The organism is Nitrospira sp., assembly GCA_024998565.1.
In the GTDB taxonomy this organism is placed as follows: domain Bacteria; phylum Nitrospirota; class Nitrospiria; order Nitrospirales; family Nitrospiraceae; genus Nitrospira_A.
In genome coordinates this window covers 50,348-67,843 of record JACOEM010000011.1, presented here as the reverse complement: position 1 = coordinate 67,843, position 17,496 = coordinate 50,348, and the positions used below count along the sequence as shown (strand labels likewise).

The window sequence follows — 17,496 nt, the reverse complement described above, 5'->3', positions numbered from 1 at the left end:
TCCCACTTCCCTGTCCGATAGATCACCTACTCACCGACCCGCACCAACGATCCACGGTCCTTGCACACACTGAAGGTGTGATGAAACCACAGGATGACCGCTCCAAGATACACAAGATTCAACCCGCTGGCCAGACTCAGGCTGCTCAGGGGAGCCGCATGGGTGGCCAGCAGGCCGCGCATGCCCTCAAACACATGGGCGGCCGGGTTGATCGAAGCCACAGCTCTCAGCCAGGACGGCAGGACCTCCATGGGATAAAAGACGCAGGAGATCGGCTGAAACAGAAAGACCATGCTCCAGGCCAACACTTCCGCCTCCTGTCCGAACCGCATGATCAGCGACGTCGTGAACACACCGATGATCCAGCCTGTCAGCACCAGATTCACGATGAACGGCATCAGCCAGAGCCCGATGATAAAGACGTTGTACCCGTAAAAGATCCAGGCGCAGACCGACATGACCATCGACACCGCGGTCACTTTAAACAGGCTCATCACCATGGTGGCCGCCAGAAATTCGCTCGGCGTGAGCGGGCTGGCGAACAGGTTCATCAGATTACGCGCCCAGATTTCTTCGAGAAACGAAATGGTGATACCCTGCTGCGAACGAAATAACACGTCCCAGAGAATCAACGCCCCGAGGAGGAACGTGACCACCGCCGGCATCTGCCCTTGAAACGTCGCCAGATAAACGGTGATGAATCCCCAGACCACGAGGTCCAGAAACGGCCAGTAGATGATCTCCATCACCCGCGGCAGACTGCGACGGTAGAGATACAGGTGGCGGATCACCAGGGCTGCAATACGATGATAGGCCATCGGCAGCTAGAGCTTCCCCTCGCAAGGTTTCTCGTGGCAGGACTGCTCGTAACAGGGTTTCTGGTGACAGGGCGGCTCCTCGACAGGTTTCTCGTGGCAATGACCGCATCCCTCGTCATGCACACCAAGCAGTTGATGCAACATGAGACGGCTGCCTTCCAGGAAGGCCGGACCGATCTGCCGTCCATCCTCCAAACGGCAGAACCCTGCGACAAGCAGCGCCAGCGGCACCCCGGCCAGACCGGCATGCAGCGCAGAACTACCTAGCCTCGCCGAATCCACCATCCAGAATACTCCCGCCATCGACAGCCCCGCGATGACCGTGCTGCTGACGCTGCTCATGAAGATCGCCCACCCGCACGTCTGTCGTGCCAGGCCGATGGCGCCGACGGCGAGCCACAACAATCCCCACCCCAACATCAGGCCCAACCCGCCGATGAGCAGACCCACTCCGAAGGACACTCCTGCGTCAACCATGACTGCCCATACTCCCTTCCACGAAGCCGCGATCCCGATCTGCCGCTACTGCTCGCGAGCTAACTTGAGAAACACCTCTTCCAGATCGGCCTGTCCGAATCTGGCGACAATGTCCTTCGCCGTGCCCTCCGCAACGATTTTGCCCCGCTGCAGGAAGATAATACGATCCGACATTTCCTCCATCTCCCGCATGTTGTGGGAGGTGTAGAGAATGCTGAGCCCGGTGGCCTGCCGTTCTTCCAGGAGGATCGCACGGATTTTGTGCGCGATATCCGGATCCAGGCTGGCCGTGGGCTCATCGAGAAACAGCACCTTGGGCTCTGTGAGCAGCGCTTTGGCCAGGGTGAGCCTGGTCATCTGCCCGGACGAAAGTTTGCGGGTGAGCTTGTTTCGCCACTCGCCCATCTCCAGCTTCTTCACCATGTCATCGATTCGGCCGGCAATGTTGGACATTCCGTACAACCGAGCGACGACGCTGAGATTTTCCTCCACCGTCAGAGAATAGGGCAACGAGATGTACGTGGAGGAAAAGTTCACCTGCTGAAGAATCGCCTCCCGATTGGTCTGCAAGTCGAGTCCGAACATCCGGATCGAGCCGGAACTGGGTGTGACCAGTCCCAGCATCATCTGAAACGTCGTCGTTTTTCCGGCGCCATTTGGGCCCAACAGCCCGAGAATCTCACCCCGGCCGATGTCGAACGAAATCCCGTCTACTGCCGTGAACCCGCCGAAGCGTTTGGTCAGATTGCGCACTTCGACGACCGAGGGCGACATGGAGCGAGTATTCCCGTGGATTAAAACGACAAGAATTCTGTGAGTTTCTCAGGCAGATGGCACGTCTCGCACTTCCGGCTCAGGACTCTACCTTCATACTCGGTTTTATTATCATGGCAGCGGAAACAATCCGCCTGCGCCCGCTTGTGCAGGACGGAACCTTCCGGATGCTCCGGCTTCCAGGGCCGGCTATCGGCCGACACGTGCCCGCGAGGAATCACGATAGGGTAGCCTTTGATCGGCCTCTCGTGCACGACCGCTGCGTGACAGGTCGTGCAGCCCTCGCCCTGCCCTCGCTGCCCGAATGCGTCCATATGCTTGCGATGGCTCATGACCAAGCCCACATCCTTCACAGGCGCAGGCAGATCACGAGTCGCAATCTCCGACACCCGAAGGATGTTCCGATGACAACTCAGACACACGCCTGAATCAACATGCGCTTGCAGATTGTGAGGCTCGGTCGGTTTGCCGAAGAGATAGATGGCCACATCCCTGGTTCCATGCCATGCCTTGTCCTGCAACCAACCGGAGACGCCGGGCCTGACATGGCAGGCCACACACTCCACCTCTTTGTGCGATGATTCCAGCCAGCGCTCATAGGCCGGCTGAATGGTGTGGCAACTGGCACAAAACTTCGGGTGGTTGGTCAGCGGAACCGCAACTCCCCCTACTGCCACTGCGCCGGCCACAATCGCTCCGAGCACAATGACGGAGGATTTACGCATCGTCCCGTTGAGATTTGGGAAAGTGTCGGATGATCAACGCCGCGACACCGGCGACATCGTCGGGGTCGAGAAGTGGGACCGAGGTCTCGACCGGCTTATTGGACACCACAGCCAGTAGACCGTCCTGCGACACCGGCACCTCGCCGATCTGGTCGCGAACCACCACAATCTTGGCATACCCTTCGCTCCGCCAGCCTTCAGCGAGGATCAAGTCGTAGGACGCATCCAGATACCGTTCACGAACATCCTCGACGTTCATATGGTCCGACACATCGGCGAACATGGCGAGGCTGCTCTTGGAAATGATGACGACACTGCTCGCCCCGGCTTGTTTGTGCCGCCAGCTGTCTTTTCCTTCAGTATCCAAATCGAACCCATGCCCGGCATGTTTGACGGTCGCCACCTTATATCCCGCCCGCACCAGTTCCGGGATGACACGCTCGATCAGCGTCGTCTTACCGCTGTTGGATCGCCCGACAAAAGATAAAATCGGCACGGACATGAACATGTTCCTTTCGCGGCTCAACAACAGGAAGGACGATGACCGGTCGAGGCCATCGGGGCCGCCTGCTCCAGCCATGCCGATCCACTGAGAAGCTGTACGGTGACTGAGTCGCCGGGATTGACCCGCTCCACATCGACGGGAATGTCGATCAGACAATTGGCTTTGACCATGGAGGTGAGGATGCCGGACCCCTGATCGCCCGTCGTCCGGACTTTGAAGACCCCGTCTTCCCGCCACAAGACCCCGCGGAGAAAATGACGGCGATCGGTTCGCTTCGAAAACTTCTCCTGAAACACCGCTTCAAGCAGCGGTCGCCCATATCCTCGCGCCCCGGCCAGCTTCAGCATGGCAGGCCGAACCAGTTGTTCGAAGGTCACCATTGAGGAGACGGGATTTCCCGGTAGTCCGAATGCCAATTTGCCCTGAATCTTTCCAAACGCAAGGGGCTGGCCTGGACGGATCGCCAGCTTCCAGAAATTCATTTCGGCGCCTAAATCCCGGAAGACCGCTTTCGTGAAGTCGTAGTCCCCCATCGACACGCCGCCTGAGAGCACCAGAATATCGGCATTCAATCCGTGCGAAATCTTTTCCTTCAACGCAGCCGGCGTGTCCCGCGCAATCCCCAGCAGGATCGGCACGCCACCGGCTTCCTGCACCGCAGCGGCAATCCCATAGCTGTTCGAGTTGATGATCTTCTCTTCGCTGAATCGTTCATCGAGGTCGGCCAACTCATCGCCGGTCGATAAAATCGCGACACGCGGACGCTGATAGACCAGCACGAACGATTTGGCCAGAATGGCCAGCATCCCCGCTTCGCCGGAACGGATTGTCGTTCCTTTTGGAATGATGCAATCGCCCTTTTTCACATCCTCACCCTGCGGCCTGATATTTGAGCCACGGGGTTCCGGCTTGAAGACGCGCACCGAATCGGGCGTATGTTCCGTGTCCTCGACCTTGAGTACGGTATCCGCGCCCTTCGGAATCGGCGCGCCGGTCATGATCCGGATGGCTTGGCCCCGCCCCACGGATTTGGTGGGCATCTTTCCGGCCGGCACATCCTCGATCACCGTCAACGTGACCGGCTTGGAGATCGGGTGCTCCTGCTGAATGTCCTCCGCCCGCACCGCGAATCCGTCCATCGCGGAATTGTCCCACGGCGGATTATGGCGCTCAGCGATGATATCTTCGCCGAGCACGCGCCCCAGGGTATCCAGAATCGAGATCTTTTCAAGCCCCAGCGGAGTCGCGGCGTCCAGCACAATGCGCTGAGCTTCGTGGAGCGGAGTCAATCCGGTTGTCGCATCAGGAGCTTTCACGCGTCACCGTCCCATCAATGCTGTTGACGCGGCGCCAGCTTGACCAGCGATCCGCTCTTCTTACAGAACGCTTCGACCTGATTTGCGATGTCGTGATAGGCCTGCGCGGTCGCCGAATCGGAATTAAAGAGCGCGAATGGCTCACCGGCATCACTTTGTGTCACGACATCGGGATCGAGCGGAATCCGGCCCAGGAACGGGACGCCCATATCCGAAGCCGACGCTTCGCCCCCGCCCTTGCGGAACACATTCACTTCCTTGTGGCAATGAGGGCATTCCAGCCCGCTCATGTTCTCGACGATGCCAATAATCGGCACTTCGCTGTCTTTACAGAAGGTCACGGACTTGCGGGAATCGAGCAGTGCGACTTCTTGCGGCGTCGTAATGATGACCGCTCCGCTGACTCCGCCTAAGAGATCGATGGTCGTCACCGACTCATTGCCGGTGCCTGGGGGTAGATCGATCAACAGGAAATTGAGATCCTGCCATTCCACCCCCCCCAGCAACTGATTGATGAACTCATACTTATACGCGTCGCGCCAGATGATCGGATCATCGGAGTTCTGCAACAGGAACGACATCGACGCAATCTTCATGTTGTAGGCTTGAAACGGAATGATTCCCCCGGACGTGCTGATTTTCAGCTTCTGCCCTTCCGCCCCGACCATCTTGGGAATGTTGGGACCATGGATATCCATGTCGCAAATCCCGACATGCCAGCCTTTGAGCGCGAGGCTGACCGCCAGGTTGGTGGTGCAGGTACTTTTCCCCACTCCACCCTTGTTGCTCATGACCAGGACCTTATATTCGATCCGTTCCATGCGTTTGGCGACGAGCCACCGGCTGTGGCCTTCCTTGTCTTTCTGACAGGTTTCATTCTCGTCGCAAATGGCGCAGGCCCACATATAGGTGCAGGCATCTCCGCCGCTGCTGGAACCGGGCTGTGAAATGACGTTTAACTCACGTGGCATCCTAGACTCCTCATAAAGCGTATATCATGATGCGTGGGACAAACATGTGCGTTCGTCACGTTGCTGATTCCTGCCCTGCGTTACCCTCGACGACCAGTCGGCACACCGACATATTCACTATCCCCGCCGCCGGACGGCATGGACGGTCCCGGCTTCCCGAGACCGGGGCCCGCCGTGGCAACCGCCGGCACAAGCGCCTCTTCGGGAGCGCCCGCCTTCTTCTTGTTGAAGATTCCGGCACTCACGATCCCGACCTCATAAAAAATGTACATCGGCAGCGCCATCAGACACTGATTGAAGGGGTCCGGCGTCGGCGTCAGAATGGCGGCGAAGATAAACGCCGCGAGGAAGGCCCACTTGCGATATCGTTTCAGCAGTGGGGCGTCCACCCAGCCAAGTTTGGCCAGCAGGGTAATCACCAACGGCACTTCAAAAATGAGACCGAAGACCAGCAGGAACCACAGCGCGAATCCGACATATTGCGCAATCGACAGTTGCGGAATAAAGCCCGCATTCACGCCATACGAAATCAAAAAGTTCAGAGCAAAGGGGAGCACGAAGAAAAACGAGAACAACAGGCCCAGGTAGAACGCCAGCGTACTCAGGATCACAAACGGACCGACGAATCGCCGCTCCTGCGCGTGCAGACCCGGCACCACAAAATGCCAGAACTCAATGAGAATATACGGAGTCCCTAACACCAGGGCAAAGAGGCCGGCTACCTTCACGTTCTGCCACAGCGCTTCTGCCGGCGCGAGGAAGACGAAGGGGACGGTGGGAAGATCGGTGGGAATCCAGGAAAGGGATCCGGGCACGAACATGTTCTGGAGCGGTACCCGGATCCACTTCACTAACGTATCGGCATAAAAAAACGTGCCGACAAAGATAATCGCCGTCACGATGACCGCACGGGTCAGCCGGACTTGGAGCTCCACCAGGTGCTCCATGACCGGCATTTTTTTATCTTCAAGCGGCTTAAAGACCGTATCTTGCAGCCACTCTTGAAACTTGAACCCGTCAGCCATTCACAATCGCTTTCAGCAGGAGGCTTTCAGCCATCAGCCGGAATCGGCCTGATAGCTGAACGCTGTCTGCTGGTTGCTGTCTATTTCGGGTTGACGGCGACGAACAGGTTGTTTCCCTGCCGACTCAGCAAGAGCACAACCATTTCGTCCTTCTTCACCTTCGCAGACGCCTTTTGGTAGTCCTCAAGGCTCTTGACCACTTCGTGGTTGACCTCTTGGATGACATCGCCACGCTGTAGCCCTGCGGATTCGGCAGCGCTGCCGGCCTCAACCGAACTGACCACCACGCCGCTCGTTTTTGCAGGAATATTCAACTGGCTCTGCATCGCGGCATCAAGCATCTGGACGCGCAAGGACGCCAGGACATTGTCCGGCGGCTTCACGGTCTCGGTCTGAGGGGCCGCAGGACCCGGCTCCCTCTTGGCAAGCACTTCATCCGACGGCCGCTCAGCCACCTTGACCTTCAAGATCTGCTCTTTGCCTTCGCGCAAAATCTTGATGTCGGCGTCTTTCCCGACGCCCATGCGTGCCACCAGGTTCCGCAATTGGCTGACGCTCTGTACCTCTTTACCATTGAATGCAATGACCACATCGCCGCGCCGCATGCCGGCCGAATGAGAGGGCCCGTTCTCGTTCACGTCGCTGATGAGCACGCCTTTGCGCTGCTCCGGCAACTTGAAGGATTTTGCCAGCGCCGGGGTAATTTCCTGAATCGCCACGCCCATCCAACCACGCACCACCTTCCCGGTCTTCGTCAAACTCTCAACGATATCGGTTGCGATGCTGCTCGGAATGGCAAAGCCGATGCCCTCGGATCCTCCGGTGCGGGAGAAGATCGCCGTGTTAATGCCGATCAACTTGCCCTGCATATTGACCAAGGCGCCGCCGGAATTACCGGGGTTGATCGCCGCATCGGTCTGAATAAAGTCTTCGTAATCGGCAATGCCCACGTTCCCGCGTCCCAGCGCGCTGATAATGCCCAGGGTCACGGTTGAACTCAGGCCGAACGGACTGCCCACTGCAAGCACCACGTCTCCGACCTGCAGTTCATCATAATCGGCCCACTTCATGGACGCGAGATCTTTGGCTTCAATCTTGATGATGGCCAAATCCGTCTTCGGATCGGTTCCGATGATCTTGGCTGGAAATTCACGACGGTCCGACAGAGTCACGGTGATTTGGGTCGCGCCTTCGACCACGTGGTTATTCGTGACGATATATCCGTTCGGATCGAGAATCACACCGGATCCGGCACTCTGCTCGGGGCGATGAGGGCCACCACCCGGAGGGCCGGGAGGTCCACCGGGACCACCTGGCGGTTCCATGCCGGGCGGCTCATCACCGGGTCCAGGAGGCGGGCCACCGAATGGTCCGCCTGGAGGAAGCTGACGACGGCCTTCACGACGGCCTTCCCCTCCACCGGTGACGGCAATGTTGACGACCGCAGGCGTGACCGCCTTGACGATTTCTGAGAATCCCTGCGCAAACGCCGGGGGGACACCCGCCGCCTGAGCCTGAGACCCGGGCTGCATTCCGCCGACTAAAAGCGTGGCAGCAATCATAGGGATCCCTGCCAGCACGGACAGCACGTTCCTGCGCCGATGTCGATACGTCATGTGTACTCCTCTGGAAGCCTGAAAATGAGGGACCATCCTCCGCGCCATCGTGAATGAATCATTCTACACTAATCACAGAATCGCCTTCAAAGAGGAAAAAGCAGGGCCCGTTGCTCCGGTGGACAGGAGTCATGGTCCTGGCAGCGCGGCCAACTCCAGCTCCCGCTGTTCGACCCAGGCTCGCTGCAGATTCCCGGCCAATCGCGTCGCCGCCTGCTCCATCGACACCACACGGAGCGTCACAGGGGCGCCTTCATAGGATGGCGGCCAGATGCGTCGCTCCGGATTCTGCGGTCGCAGATAAATCACCGGATACCACTGCGAAATCCCAGGCGCCGTGGGGCGGTCCAACGTCGCCATGGCTCGCCCCTCCGCACGGAAAAGCTGCCGACCTGTTCGTCCATCGAGGAAGGCGGCCTCCGCGAGGGACCAATTGTCGCGACGGAATCCGGGCTGCAGGTGGGTCGTCCAGCCGAGGAACAGCGATACCGGATACTCCTGCTCCGTACTCGAAAGGATCACGACCAGGACAAAATCCACACCCTGCTGCCCGGCAAGGTCGATCCAATTCGGAGGAGGCGCTCCGACCGGAATCTCACCGAGATTCACCACCCGTTCAATGGCGATGGGGAAGCCCCGATTGACCTGCCCCCTGAGCGCCTCAGCCAGCCTTGCCTGAGCTTCTTCAGGCAAACCCGGGGCAGCCTCCTGAGCCGACCGATCGGCCAGCACGACCAGCGCGGTTCGAAGCGGGCGCTGCACCGGAAGCCCGGGGCTTGCTGATTCGTCCGCCACGACAGGGGCGACATACTGACTTAACCGGCTGGGTGGAGTCGCCACGGCGCAACCGGCAAGCAACAGCGCTCCGACCACCCACATAAACCTGTACTGTGTCCGCCTCATCGCAACCTCCTGGCCAGAGAGCGACGCCTGGGCACCTACAGTCTGTGAGATTACGATCACCCCCGGTCGATGGCTCTGTCAAGACCCGGCACCCACGGCTTGCATTTCGCCCCTCGGTCAGATACCGTGGGCCACCATTCGCCTTCAACAGACGGATCGGTCCCGTCATACTCCGACACGAGGCTGTCCCAACGTGACACCGTGCTCGACTCAGACGCCTTCTCTTTCGATCATCATCCCGGCCTATAACGAGGCGCGCCGTCTTCCATTCTGCCTGGAACGAGTCATTGCCTACCTAGATCAGCGCGGCCGGACCTATGAAGTCCTCGTCGTCGATGACGGCAGCCACGACCAAACCGCGCAGGCCGTCGAGTCGGTGGCCCATCGCTGCCCGCACCTGCGACTCATTCGATTGACCAGCAATATGGGCAAGGGCGCGGCCGTCCGCCGTGGCATGCAGGCCGCGCGGGGCACGTATCAATTGTTTGCGGACGCGGATGGGGCCACACCGATCGAAGAACTAGCACGGCTGGAATCGGCGCTTCTGGCAGGAGCGGATCTCGCCATCGGATCACGGGCGTTGGCGTCCCAAGATCCAGCCTTCACCGTCCGGGCACGGTGGCATCGAAGCCTGTTGGGAACCGTCTTCAACAACATCGTGCAGCACCTGGGTCTTCGCGATATCACCGACACTCAATGCGGATTCAAGCTGTTTCGTCGATCGATCGCGCAGGACCTGTTTTCGGTCGCCTGTGTCGACGGCTATGCGTTCGACCTGGAGCTGCTGTACGTCGCGCGGCAGCGCGGTTACCGGCTTGCGGAAGTCCCCATCAATTGGATCGACCAGCCGGGCTCGAAAGTCCGCCCTTGGCGCGACGGGTTGGTCATGCTGCAAGAACTCCTGGCCATCCGGAAACGTGAAGAGCAAGGGCTCTACGAGCCCCGTCTCCGTCCCGCACCAAGCGCCGTCGAACCGGCCTTAGCTTCCGTCGAACCCACCCATTTTTAGCAGCCCCGTCCACCCGATCATCCCCTCCGTCTCACGATCACCACCTTGGCATCAGTATAGATCGTCCTCCAGGCATGATGCGCCTCCAAGGACAGCGCGAGCGCGCTGCCCCGCTGAATCAGCCCCCAATCGACTGCATACCGATCCAACACCGCCAAACGCGGTGCGTCCTCGCGATTCAGGTCCGCATAATCCTGAAGAATGCGCCGGTCGCCGATCCGCCAGGCCGGCATACGACCATCAATGAATATTTTCTCGCCGGGAAGTTGCCAGAGCAGAAACCCGCCGTACCCGTAATCGTTATAAAGCCTGGTTCCCGCTTCCTGCCGATGGCTCCGGATCCATCGCACCGCTTCAATCGGATATTCCGTCTGTTCCAGATACACGTCGGGCGACTTCCCCGATACCCAGACATGCTCCAGATGTTCGCTTCCCAACGCATAGAGGGCACCGGCCGTCCCCATGGTCAACAGGAGTAGAGCCGTCGCAGCCTGCGTCTTCAGAATCGGCACCCACCGAACGCACGAGGCCACCGCAAGTGCGAGCAACTCCGCCACCAGCGGGAGGCTCACGATCAGGAACAGGGTGACGTTCCGCCAATGCCGCAGCGACAACCCCAACATGAGCAGCAGCACGGCCCATCGAACCGGTTCTACTCGGCGATACCATCCGGCCATCAAGCACGCCAGCCCGGTCAGATACATCCCGTAGGCCTTTCCAGCCCACCCCTGGAAGGACACCGGTTGCCATTCCCGTAACGTCTCGATCATGAACCGATCGGTCAGGGACTCATAAATCTCCTGGTAGAGACGCCATCCATAGGGATTCAGGAAGGTGACCGCCACCGCAATGCCCAGCGCGATCGCACAGCGGCGAAGATCGTCCCAATTGAGCACCGGCTCATCGAGCGAGGCCGCGACCGCCGGCCATGCGGCGCCTAGCTTCAACATGAACGAGAGACACAACAACACACCGGACAGAAACAGTCCCGCCGTAAACCCGCCATGCAGGTTCGCCCAAAGCAGGAACAACGGGGACAGTCCCCAGACCCATGCCCGCCGTCCATCCTGAACGTGACGCCATCCCCACAACAGAATCGCAACGCCGAGCAGACTGACCAGTTGCGTGCGTGCGCCCAGAAAGGGTAATGCCACCCAAAGGCTCGCCACCATGGCCACCAAGCGATACGTCCGATGCACTCTGGCCTGCGATGCTGCCACCCACCAGGCGAGCGCCGTCACGCCACTAAAGAACAGGATCAGAGCCAGACCACTCAACGGGTCCATCACACGGTAGATCACCCCCAGCAGGCCATCGGTCAACCAGGCATGCTCGACCCAATGCCAATCCGGCATGGTGTGGGAGTAGGGATCGGTCTCCGGCAACCGCCAACCCTGGGCGATCAAATCCAGCCCGGCGCGCAGATGCCATCCCAGATCCGGTTCCACCAGCGGCTGCAGCGTGAGGTTCAGAATGAAGCCGGCCAGAAGACAATCGAGCACAAGAACCATCAGGCGATGAGGGGAAGGATCTGAAAAACGAACCGGTTCAGCAGGCATGATTCGGGATGGCGGGTGGAGATGACCTGCCCACCAGCAGATTGCCGAGGACCAACCACTCCACCTGAGTCCGCTGGAAGCAGCCCACCGCATCGTCGGGCGTACAGACGATCGGCTCCTGCACATTGAACGAGGTATTCAGCAACACCGGGACACCCGTGAGTCGCCCGAACGTTGCCAGGAGATCATAAAACCGCTGATTGGCTTCACGCGTCACCGTCTGAACCCGGGCCGTTCCGTCGACATGCGTGACGGCCGGAAGGAGTCCTTTCGCCGAGGCCCTCACCCGCACGGTGAACTGCATGTAGGGCGACGGAGCCGGCAGCTCAAAAAATTCCTGCGCCCGATCAGCCAGCACCGAGGGGGCGAAGGGTCGAAACGCCTCCCGGCATTTTACTTTGCTGTTGATCAATTCCCGCATGTCTTCCCGCCGCGGATCTGCCAGGAGGCTGCGATTCCCCAGCGCGCGGGGCCCCCACTCCATCCGGCCTTGATACCAGAAAACGAGACGCCCCCGTGTCAGCTCGGCGGCAACCCGCTCGTAGAGCTGAGCATCCGTCAGGGACTCGGCCACCAGGCCTGCTTGCGACAGCGCTGCCCGACAAGCAGCTTCATCGAATTGCGGCCCCAGATACGCATCGGGCAAGCGACACCTTCCCGCTTCTCCTTCACGCCTCGCCGTCCACCACAAGGCCGCCCCCAGCGCCGCACCCGAATCGCCTGCGGCCGGCGGCACATAGACCTCCTTAAACCCAAGTTCGGCGCGCAGCCGCCCATTGGCCACACAGTTATAGGCAACCCCGCCTGCCAGACAAAGCGACTCAGCCCGTGTGAGAGCGCGCAAGTGGCGGCCGAGATGCAACAACGTTTCCTCCAGAACCACCTGGGCACTGGCAGCCAGATCGCGGTGCCGTTGGGTGATTTCATCCGTCGAACGCCGCGGCGCGCCGAACAGGCGAACGAATCCCTCCACAAAGAAGCCGGCCCTGGCGAGATGAAAATCAAGCAGTCGGACATTCACTTCAAATCGACCTCGGGACAGTAGTCGCACAATGTTCTGACGCAAGGCGGGAGCAAACGTCGGCTCCCCGGAGGACGCCAGGCCCATCACAATGTATTCGTCTTGGTCGGGGCGAAACCCGAGAAAGGCCGTCATCGCCGCATAGAACTGCCCGAGCGAATGGGGAAGCGGGGTGCGATCCAGCACGGTGATCCGACTCCCCTCACCTGTCGCCATCAGGGTGGTATCGGCTTCAGACGCGCCATCCACCACGAGAATCGCCGACCGCTCAAAGGGCGACACCAGGAACGAACTGGCGGCATGGCACACATGGTGATCGAGAAAGACCGGTTGGATAGCGCCCGCATCCACGCGCCTCGTCAGTTCCTCTCGCAATCGGAACAGTTCCAGCCACTCCCGGCTGACTCGCTCCAATGAGCGAGTCCCTTTCACTCGAAACAGTTGCGGGGACCGTATCATCGCCGTCAGGGCGAGCCCCGCGCGCCGCCCGACCTGCCAATATTTCCAAGGAACGGCAATGGCTTCGACATCGCGAAGTGCGACTCCAGCCTCATGCAGGCAATACCGCATCGCCTGCACCGGCATCGCCGTCACGTGCTTCCGGCGAACGAAACGCTCCTCTTCCGCCGCCGCCACAATGCGACCGTCAGAAACGAGCGCCGCCGCCGCATCTCTCATATTGGAAAGGCCCAACACCAACACGATGAATCCGCGTCCCTTCCGGTCATGATCCGACACACAAGCGGCGGTAGAATAAACGAGGCCTGTACGCGTCGCAAGCCGCACCGGCATTCGGTTGCAATGCCCCCTCCTTTCCTGTACCGTTCCTGCTTCAAAATCCGGCGTAGAGGAGGCCTCGGCTTGAAGACGCACCGCGCACTCATTCTTGGAATGCTCTTAATCCCTGTGCTGGCTTCCGCAGGCTGCGAAAGTATCAAATCCCGCTTTTCCCGGCAGACGCTGCCGGATCTCGGCCCGCCGGTCCCCCTCACGGTTCACATGGACGTTGATCCGTCGCTGTCCTCCGCCAAGACCGAATATATCGACGGCTGCGGCCGACTCCACCCGTTCTCCATCGGCCCGACCGTAGAAGACATGCTGATACAAGCCGCCCATCAGACGTTTCGCACCGTGGTGCTGCCCGGCAGTCATGACGGCGCGGGAAAGCCTGACGTGACGGTACGGATACGCATGCTGGACCCTCGATTCAAGATTCAACCCGATGCGTTGTATGACCGTGCCCCCGCCGAACTCAGCCTGGACGCTCTCGCAGAGTTCTTCGATGCAGCCGGCGCGCCGATAGCCGAGCGGCCCTTGCAATCCACACGCAAGGAGCGGCTGCAGCTCGAGCTCACCCAGCAACGCTGTGACTACATCGTTGATCCCCTGCTTCAGGACGCGTCCACCGTGCTGGCCACGCAGTTCATGCAGGAAGCACGTGTATTGCTTGACCCCACGCATACGGCATCGGCTTCGGCCCCACCCGCTTCCGTCGTGCCTACCGATGCGGCCCAGAAACCGGCTGGTGTCGTCCCTGCCAACGCAACCACCACGATGGCATCCTCCCTGTCATTTAAAGCCACGCTTCTCGATGAAAACAGCAACTTACTTCTCGAAGGCGGCGAACGGATCCGCGTACGAATCGACATCGTCAACACCGGCTCCCAGGCGGTACAGCCCATGACCGTTCAGCTCGCCGGCCCATCGGCGTTGATCGCACAATTCCCGGCGACGAAATTATCCACGGGCACCATCGAGACAGGCGGCTCCAAGTCCCTCGAGTTCATCGCCACCCTGCCGCAATCGCTGAGCCCGCAGCAGGCGGAATTTCAGGTCTCCCTGGTAAGCGGAACCGGACAACCGGTTCCCGCACCTCAGACACTGCTCGCCTCGGTACGGCCGAACGGCATCACGACCGACGATGTAGATCAAGTTCCCGCTCCGACGACGGCGGGACAGCGATCCGGCGACTATCTGTTGTCGGTCGGCATCAGCAGCTATCGCGAGTCGCAGATCGGCGCACGCAAATACGCCGCCCTGGATGCCGAAATGGTCGCAACCTATGTACAGGCGCTGGGCGGGTTGCCCAAGAATAATGTGCGGTTATTGCAAGACTGGAGTGCCTTACGCCCGGATATCGAGGAAGCGTTGCTCGATTGGCTTCCGTCAAAACTCACACAGGACTCCCTCGTCACGGTGTACTTCGCCGGGCAGGCCGTCGTCTCGCCGACCGGTGACACCTTTCTGATTCCCTACGACGGCTCCCTGGGATCAACCTCCCGTCTGTATCCGCTGAAAGATCTGGAGGCGGCACTGGAACGATTGAAGGCGAAGCAAGTCCTGTTCATATTCGACGGGACCGTTCTCAGAAGCGGCGGTGAGGGACGAGCAAAGGTCGCGGCACCAAAATGGATGGGCACGAGCGGCAAGGTGATGCACCTGACCGGCGCCACGGGATTCGGAAAGAGCCTGGAGTCCGACACCTTGCGCCATGGTTTGTTCACCTATTACCTCTTGCGAGGCCTTCGCGGCGAAGCGGATCTCAACCGGAACGGGGAGGTGACGATCGGCGAGGTCACGGATTACGTCAACCGAAAGGTCCCGGCGGCAGCTCGCAATACCTTCAAGCAGGAACAACAACCGCAAGTGTTCCCTGCACTACGAGCCCCCGGCAAGGGAATGGACGTGGTACTTACACGACCACCGACGATACCCGCGACCGACAAACCCTGAACAACCATCCGGTTTCTGACGACGGCGTCGCCCGAATTACAACACGTACAGCCGCAACCCCGGCGGGACGGACACCATCCGTCCCGCGTACGTTCCCCTCCCGGATCTGGATGCCAACACATGCCGCATAAAAGCAAAGGGGGCGTCGAGGATACCCTCGACGCCCCCTTTTGTTCAGCCGATCGGCCGAAACTCGAAACTACTCTTCTCCACCCTTGCAGAAGCTGCGCTCGTAGTTGATGATCATCCACGCTTCTTCTTCATTGATGGCCGCAGGGATCAAGGACACCATACCGGTGCCTGCGCTGCCATTCTTGATCACCCAGAACAGCTCGCCGTCTTTCCGCTTCTTGTGGAACTTGCAGTTGGTGAAGTTACGCGGGCTCGGGTTGAGGATCGCGCCGGCAGGGCCGTCGCCCTTTCCTTCTTTCCCATGGCAATTGAAGCAGGTGCCTTTGCCCTCATACAGTGCCTTGCCCTTGGCAATGCTTTCCGGGGTTGAGGCAACCGGGTTCTTCATCGCCTTCGCATCCGCCATTTGATCCGGCGCAACACGGGGCTTCAACGGATCCTTTTCCTCGGCTCCCACCACCGCCACAGACAACAAGGTGACGGCCGCACAGACTCCAACTAACTTAGAAAAATACCCCATCAGAACTCCTCCTTTGTGTTGAACCCACCGCGTGAACAACGACCCGCTTATCCTGGGCAGCATGAAAAAAGCCTATGACAAGGACGACAAAACAGGCGAACTATAGCAACGCGTTTTCTGTCTTGTCAAGGGAACTGGAAACCTCCTTGCCCGCTCTTCGCCTATGCCGACCTACGTGGAACTCAAGGGGCGTGCCAGGATGAGAAGTGGGGAAAGAGGCTGAAATTGTGGCTATTCTGAACTCTCAGGACAGGGGCTCGTACGTGCCACCATCCAACCGTGACACCTTTGCGCCCCAGAGATCCCTGCGCGCCCCATTCGTATGCGCGAAGGGAACCGGAGGAGTCGACCGGCAACACTGCTGTGTGGAGAAGGAACCGCAGGGGAGTGCACAGGAACGCTCAAGCCGGCCGCAGGCACCAGAACACGACCCGATCACAAACCTGAACGTTTGAGGACGACGTCGCGCACAACCTTCCCGCTCGGGCCAAATGGCTTTTGCGGCTTACCGTTGAGCTCCGCGCGGACGCCGCCGGCATTGCCGAGCGTCACCGTAAACTGGTCTTGCGCCTTCCATTGAGCCTTTTGACCAGGACGGAGCAATGCCTCCTGAGGACTACCGGAATCGACCTGCACGACCACCCAACTCAACTCAGTGGCATCAAGATCCAGCACGAGCGGACCATCGGGCCCGGCGGGTCCATCAACAGACAGCCCTGCCAGGGGACCGTCGGATCCGGAGAAGGAGGGTTGCGCGGCCACCTGCTCAGGCTGAACCGGCGCCGGCTTGACCGGAGGAGCGGGAGGAGGCGGCACAGCGGCAGCCACCTTTTCCTGCGCGGGTTTTGAGGGAACGGCCACGGGTTCAGCGGGTTTCACCGCCGGCGGCACGATGGGAGGCGGAAGCTCCAAACCCTGACGCGGCGCCTCGCGGGTATCCTTAGCAAAAGGCGCGCTCTTCTTACTCGTCGGCGGCTGGTCCGATCCGGAACGCCGCACCAATGTCGAAGACTGTTCCCGGCTCAGCAGAAACACCAGCGTTGCAATGGCGACAGCGATCGCAATGCCCACCGCTTTGCGATTGGCTTTCCGGCGCCGTTCCTCTTCGACCTGCCGCTGCCTCAACCGCTCCCGCTCGCCCTGCTTTTCATAGAATGCACCGGCGGACTGCACAAACCGATGGATGGCATCTTCTTCGTCGAGCCCCAACGATCGCGCATAGGAGCGCACAAAGCCGCGCGCGAAGACTTGGTCGGGCAACTTGGCGAAATTTCCTTCTTCGAGCGCTTTCACGAAATCCGTGCGAATCCTGGTCTTCGAGGCCACCTCATCGACCGTCAGGCCTTTCGTCTCACGCACCTGCCGAAAAAATTCACCCACTGATTCCATGAT

At 59.9% G+C, this 17,496-nt stretch carries 16 protein-coding genes; 2 read left to right on the top strand and 14 right to left on the bottom strand.

The genetic code is table 11. The features are described 5' to 3' along the window. Positions 1 to 26 precede the first annotated feature (26 nt). The 10 genes from H8K11_16405 to H8K11_16360 all read right to left on the bottom strand — a co-directional run bounded on the left by H8K11_16405 (position 27) and on the right by H8K11_16360 (position 9,130). Positions 27 to 818 (bottom strand): ABC transporter permease, encoded by a 792-nt coding sequence (locus H8K11_16405; GenBank protein MCS6265333.1) that lies wholly within the window; start codon positions 816 to 818, stop codon positions 27 to 29. Positions 819 to 824: 6 nt separating this feature from the next. After that, complete coding sequence (locus H8K11_16400; protein MCS6265332.1) at positions 825 to 1,295, bottom strand: hypothetical protein; 471 nt, start codon at positions 1,293 to 1,295, stop codon at positions 825 to 827. Between the two features lie 45 nt (positions 1,296 to 1,340). After that, positions 1,341 to 2,069, bottom strand: coding sequence for an ABC transporter ATP-binding protein (locus H8K11_16395; GenBank protein MCS6265331.1), 729 nt, complete (start codon positions 2,067 to 2,069; stop codon positions 1,341 to 1,343). A 20-nt stretch (positions 2,070 to 2,089) separates the two neighbouring features. Then, a complete protein-coding gene (locus H8K11_16390) occupies positions 2,090 to 2,794 on the bottom strand; it encodes a NapC/NirT family cytochrome c (protein ID MCS6265330.1) in 705 nt (234 codons plus the stop codon). Further along, complete coding sequence (mobB, locus tag H8K11_16385) at positions 2,787 to 3,296, bottom strand: molybdopterin-guanine dinucleotide biosynthesis protein B (GenBank protein MCS6265329.1); 510 nt, start codon at positions 3,294 to 3,296, stop codon at positions 2,787 to 2,789. The genes H8K11_16390 and mobB overlap by 8 nt, the downstream gene beginning before the upstream one ends. 20 nt (positions 3,297 to 3,316) lie before the next feature. Continuing rightward, entirely contained in the window at positions 3,317 to 4,615 is a 1,299-nt protein-coding gene (locus tag H8K11_16380) for a molybdopterin molybdotransferase MoeA (GenBank protein MCS6265328.1), read from the bottom strand. 14 nt (positions 4,616 to 4,629) lie between these two features. After that, entirely contained in the window at positions 4,630 to 5,586 is a 957-nt protein-coding gene (locus H8K11_16375; protein ID MCS6265327.1) for an Mrp/NBP35 family ATP-binding protein, read from the bottom strand. A gap of 80 nt (positions 5,587 to 5,666) precedes the next feature. After that, complete coding sequence (tatC, locus tag H8K11_16370; protein ID MCS6265326.1) at positions 5,667 to 6,611, bottom strand: twin-arginine translocase subunit TatC; 945 nt, start codon at positions 6,609 to 6,611, stop codon at positions 5,667 to 5,669. An 80-nt stretch (positions 6,612 to 6,691) separates the two neighbouring features. After that, the gene (locus H8K11_16365; protein ID MCS6265325.1) at positions 6,692 to 8,227 is read right to left on the bottom strand and encodes a Do family serine endopeptidase; all 1,536 of its coding nucleotides are present in this window, start codon (positions 8,225 to 8,227) and stop codon (positions 6,692 to 6,694) included. A 129-nt stretch (positions 8,228 to 8,356) separates the two neighbouring features. Further along, entirely contained in the window at positions 8,357 to 9,130 is a 774-nt protein-coding gene (locus H8K11_16360) for a hypothetical protein (GenBank protein MCS6265324.1), read from the bottom strand. A 193-nt stretch (positions 9,131 to 9,323) separates the two neighbouring features. Here H8K11_16360 and H8K11_16355 point away from each other — a divergent pair, with 193 nt between their 5' ends. Next, the gene (locus H8K11_16355) at positions 9,324 to 10,139 is read left to right on the top strand and encodes a glycosyltransferase family 2 protein (GenBank protein ID MCS6265323.1); all 816 of its coding nucleotides are present in this window, start codon (positions 9,324 to 9,326) and stop codon (positions 10,137 to 10,139) included. A 17-nt stretch (positions 10,140 to 10,156) separates the two neighbouring features. On the opposite strand, the gene H8K11_16350 is transcribed toward H8K11_16355, so the two are convergent. Continuing rightward, positions 10,157 to 11,641: a hypothetical protein gene (locus H8K11_16350; GenBank protein ID MCS6265322.1), complete on the bottom strand. Its 1,485-nt coding sequence runs from the start codon at positions 11,639 to 11,641 to the stop codon at positions 10,157 to 10,159. 46 nt (positions 11,642 to 11,687) lie between these two features. Then, positions 11,688 to 13,421: a carbamoyltransferase gene (locus H8K11_16345; GenBank protein MCS6265321.1), complete on the bottom strand. Its 1,734-nt coding sequence runs from the start codon at positions 13,419 to 13,421 to the stop codon at positions 11,688 to 11,690. 159 nt (positions 13,422 to 13,580) lie between these two features. Here H8K11_16345 and H8K11_16340 point away from each other — a divergent pair, with 159 nt between their 5' ends. Then, the gene (locus H8K11_16340) at positions 13,581 to 15,452 is read left to right on the top strand and encodes a hypothetical protein (protein MCS6265320.1); all 1,872 of its coding nucleotides are present in this window, start codon (positions 13,581 to 13,583) and stop codon (positions 15,450 to 15,452) included. Between the two features lie 199 nt (positions 15,453 to 15,651). Here the strand turns inward: H8K11_16340 and H8K11_16335 are convergent, their stop codons facing one another. Next, positions 15,652 to 16,104 (bottom strand): c-type cytochrome, encoded by a 453-nt coding sequence (locus tag H8K11_16335; protein ID MCS6265319.1) that lies wholly within the window; start codon positions 16,102 to 16,104, stop codon positions 15,652 to 15,654. A gap of 435 nt (positions 16,105 to 16,539) precedes the next feature. Then, positions 16,540 to 17,493 (bottom strand): helix-turn-helix domain-containing protein, encoded by a 954-nt coding sequence (locus H8K11_16330; GenBank protein ID MCS6265318.1) that lies wholly within the window; start codon positions 17,491 to 17,493, stop codon positions 16,540 to 16,542. Positions 17,494 to 17,496 lie beyond the last annotated feature (3 nt).

Coding starts and splice junctions, on each gene's coding strand:
- H8K11_16330 (MCS6265318.1), bottom strand. CDS start 17,493: ATGGAATCAGTGGGTGAATTTTTTCGGCAGGTGCGTGAGACGAAAGGC.
- H8K11_16395 (MCS6265331.1), bottom strand. CDS start 2,069: ATGTCGCCCTCGGTCGTCGAAGTGCGCAATCTGACCAAACGCTTCGGC.
- H8K11_16365 (MCS6265325.1), bottom strand. CDS start 8,227: ATGACGTATCGACATCGGCGCAGGAACGTGCTGTCCGTGCTGGCAGGG.
- H8K11_16360 (MCS6265324.1), bottom strand. CDS start 9,130: ATGAGGCGGACACAGTACAGGTTTATGTGGGTGGTCGGAGCGCTGTTG.
- H8K11_16335 (MCS6265319.1), bottom strand. CDS start 16,104: ATGGGGTATTTTTCTAAGTTAGTTGGAGTCTGTGCGGCCGTCACCTTG.
- H8K11_16400 (MCS6265332.1), bottom strand. CDS start 1,295: ATGGTTGACGCAGGAGTGTCCTTCGGAGTGGGTCTGCTCATCGGCGGG.
- mobB (MCS6265329.1), bottom strand. CDS start 3,296: ATGTCCGTGCCGATTTTATCTTTTGTCGGGCGATCCAACAGCGGTAAG.
- H8K11_16405 (MCS6265333.1), bottom strand. CDS start 818: ATGGCCTATCATCGTATTGCAGCCCTGGTGATCCGCCACCTGTATCTC.
- H8K11_16390 (MCS6265330.1), bottom strand. CDS start 2,794: ATGCGTAAATCCTCCGTCATTGTGCTCGGAGCGATTGTGGCCGGCGCA.
- tatC (MCS6265326.1), bottom strand. CDS start 6,611: ATGGCTGACGGGTTCAAGTTTCAAGAGTGGCTGCAAGATACGGTCTTT.
- H8K11_16375 (MCS6265327.1), bottom strand. CDS start 5,586: ATGCCACGTGAGTTAAACGTCATTTCACAGCCCGGTTCCAGCAGCGGC.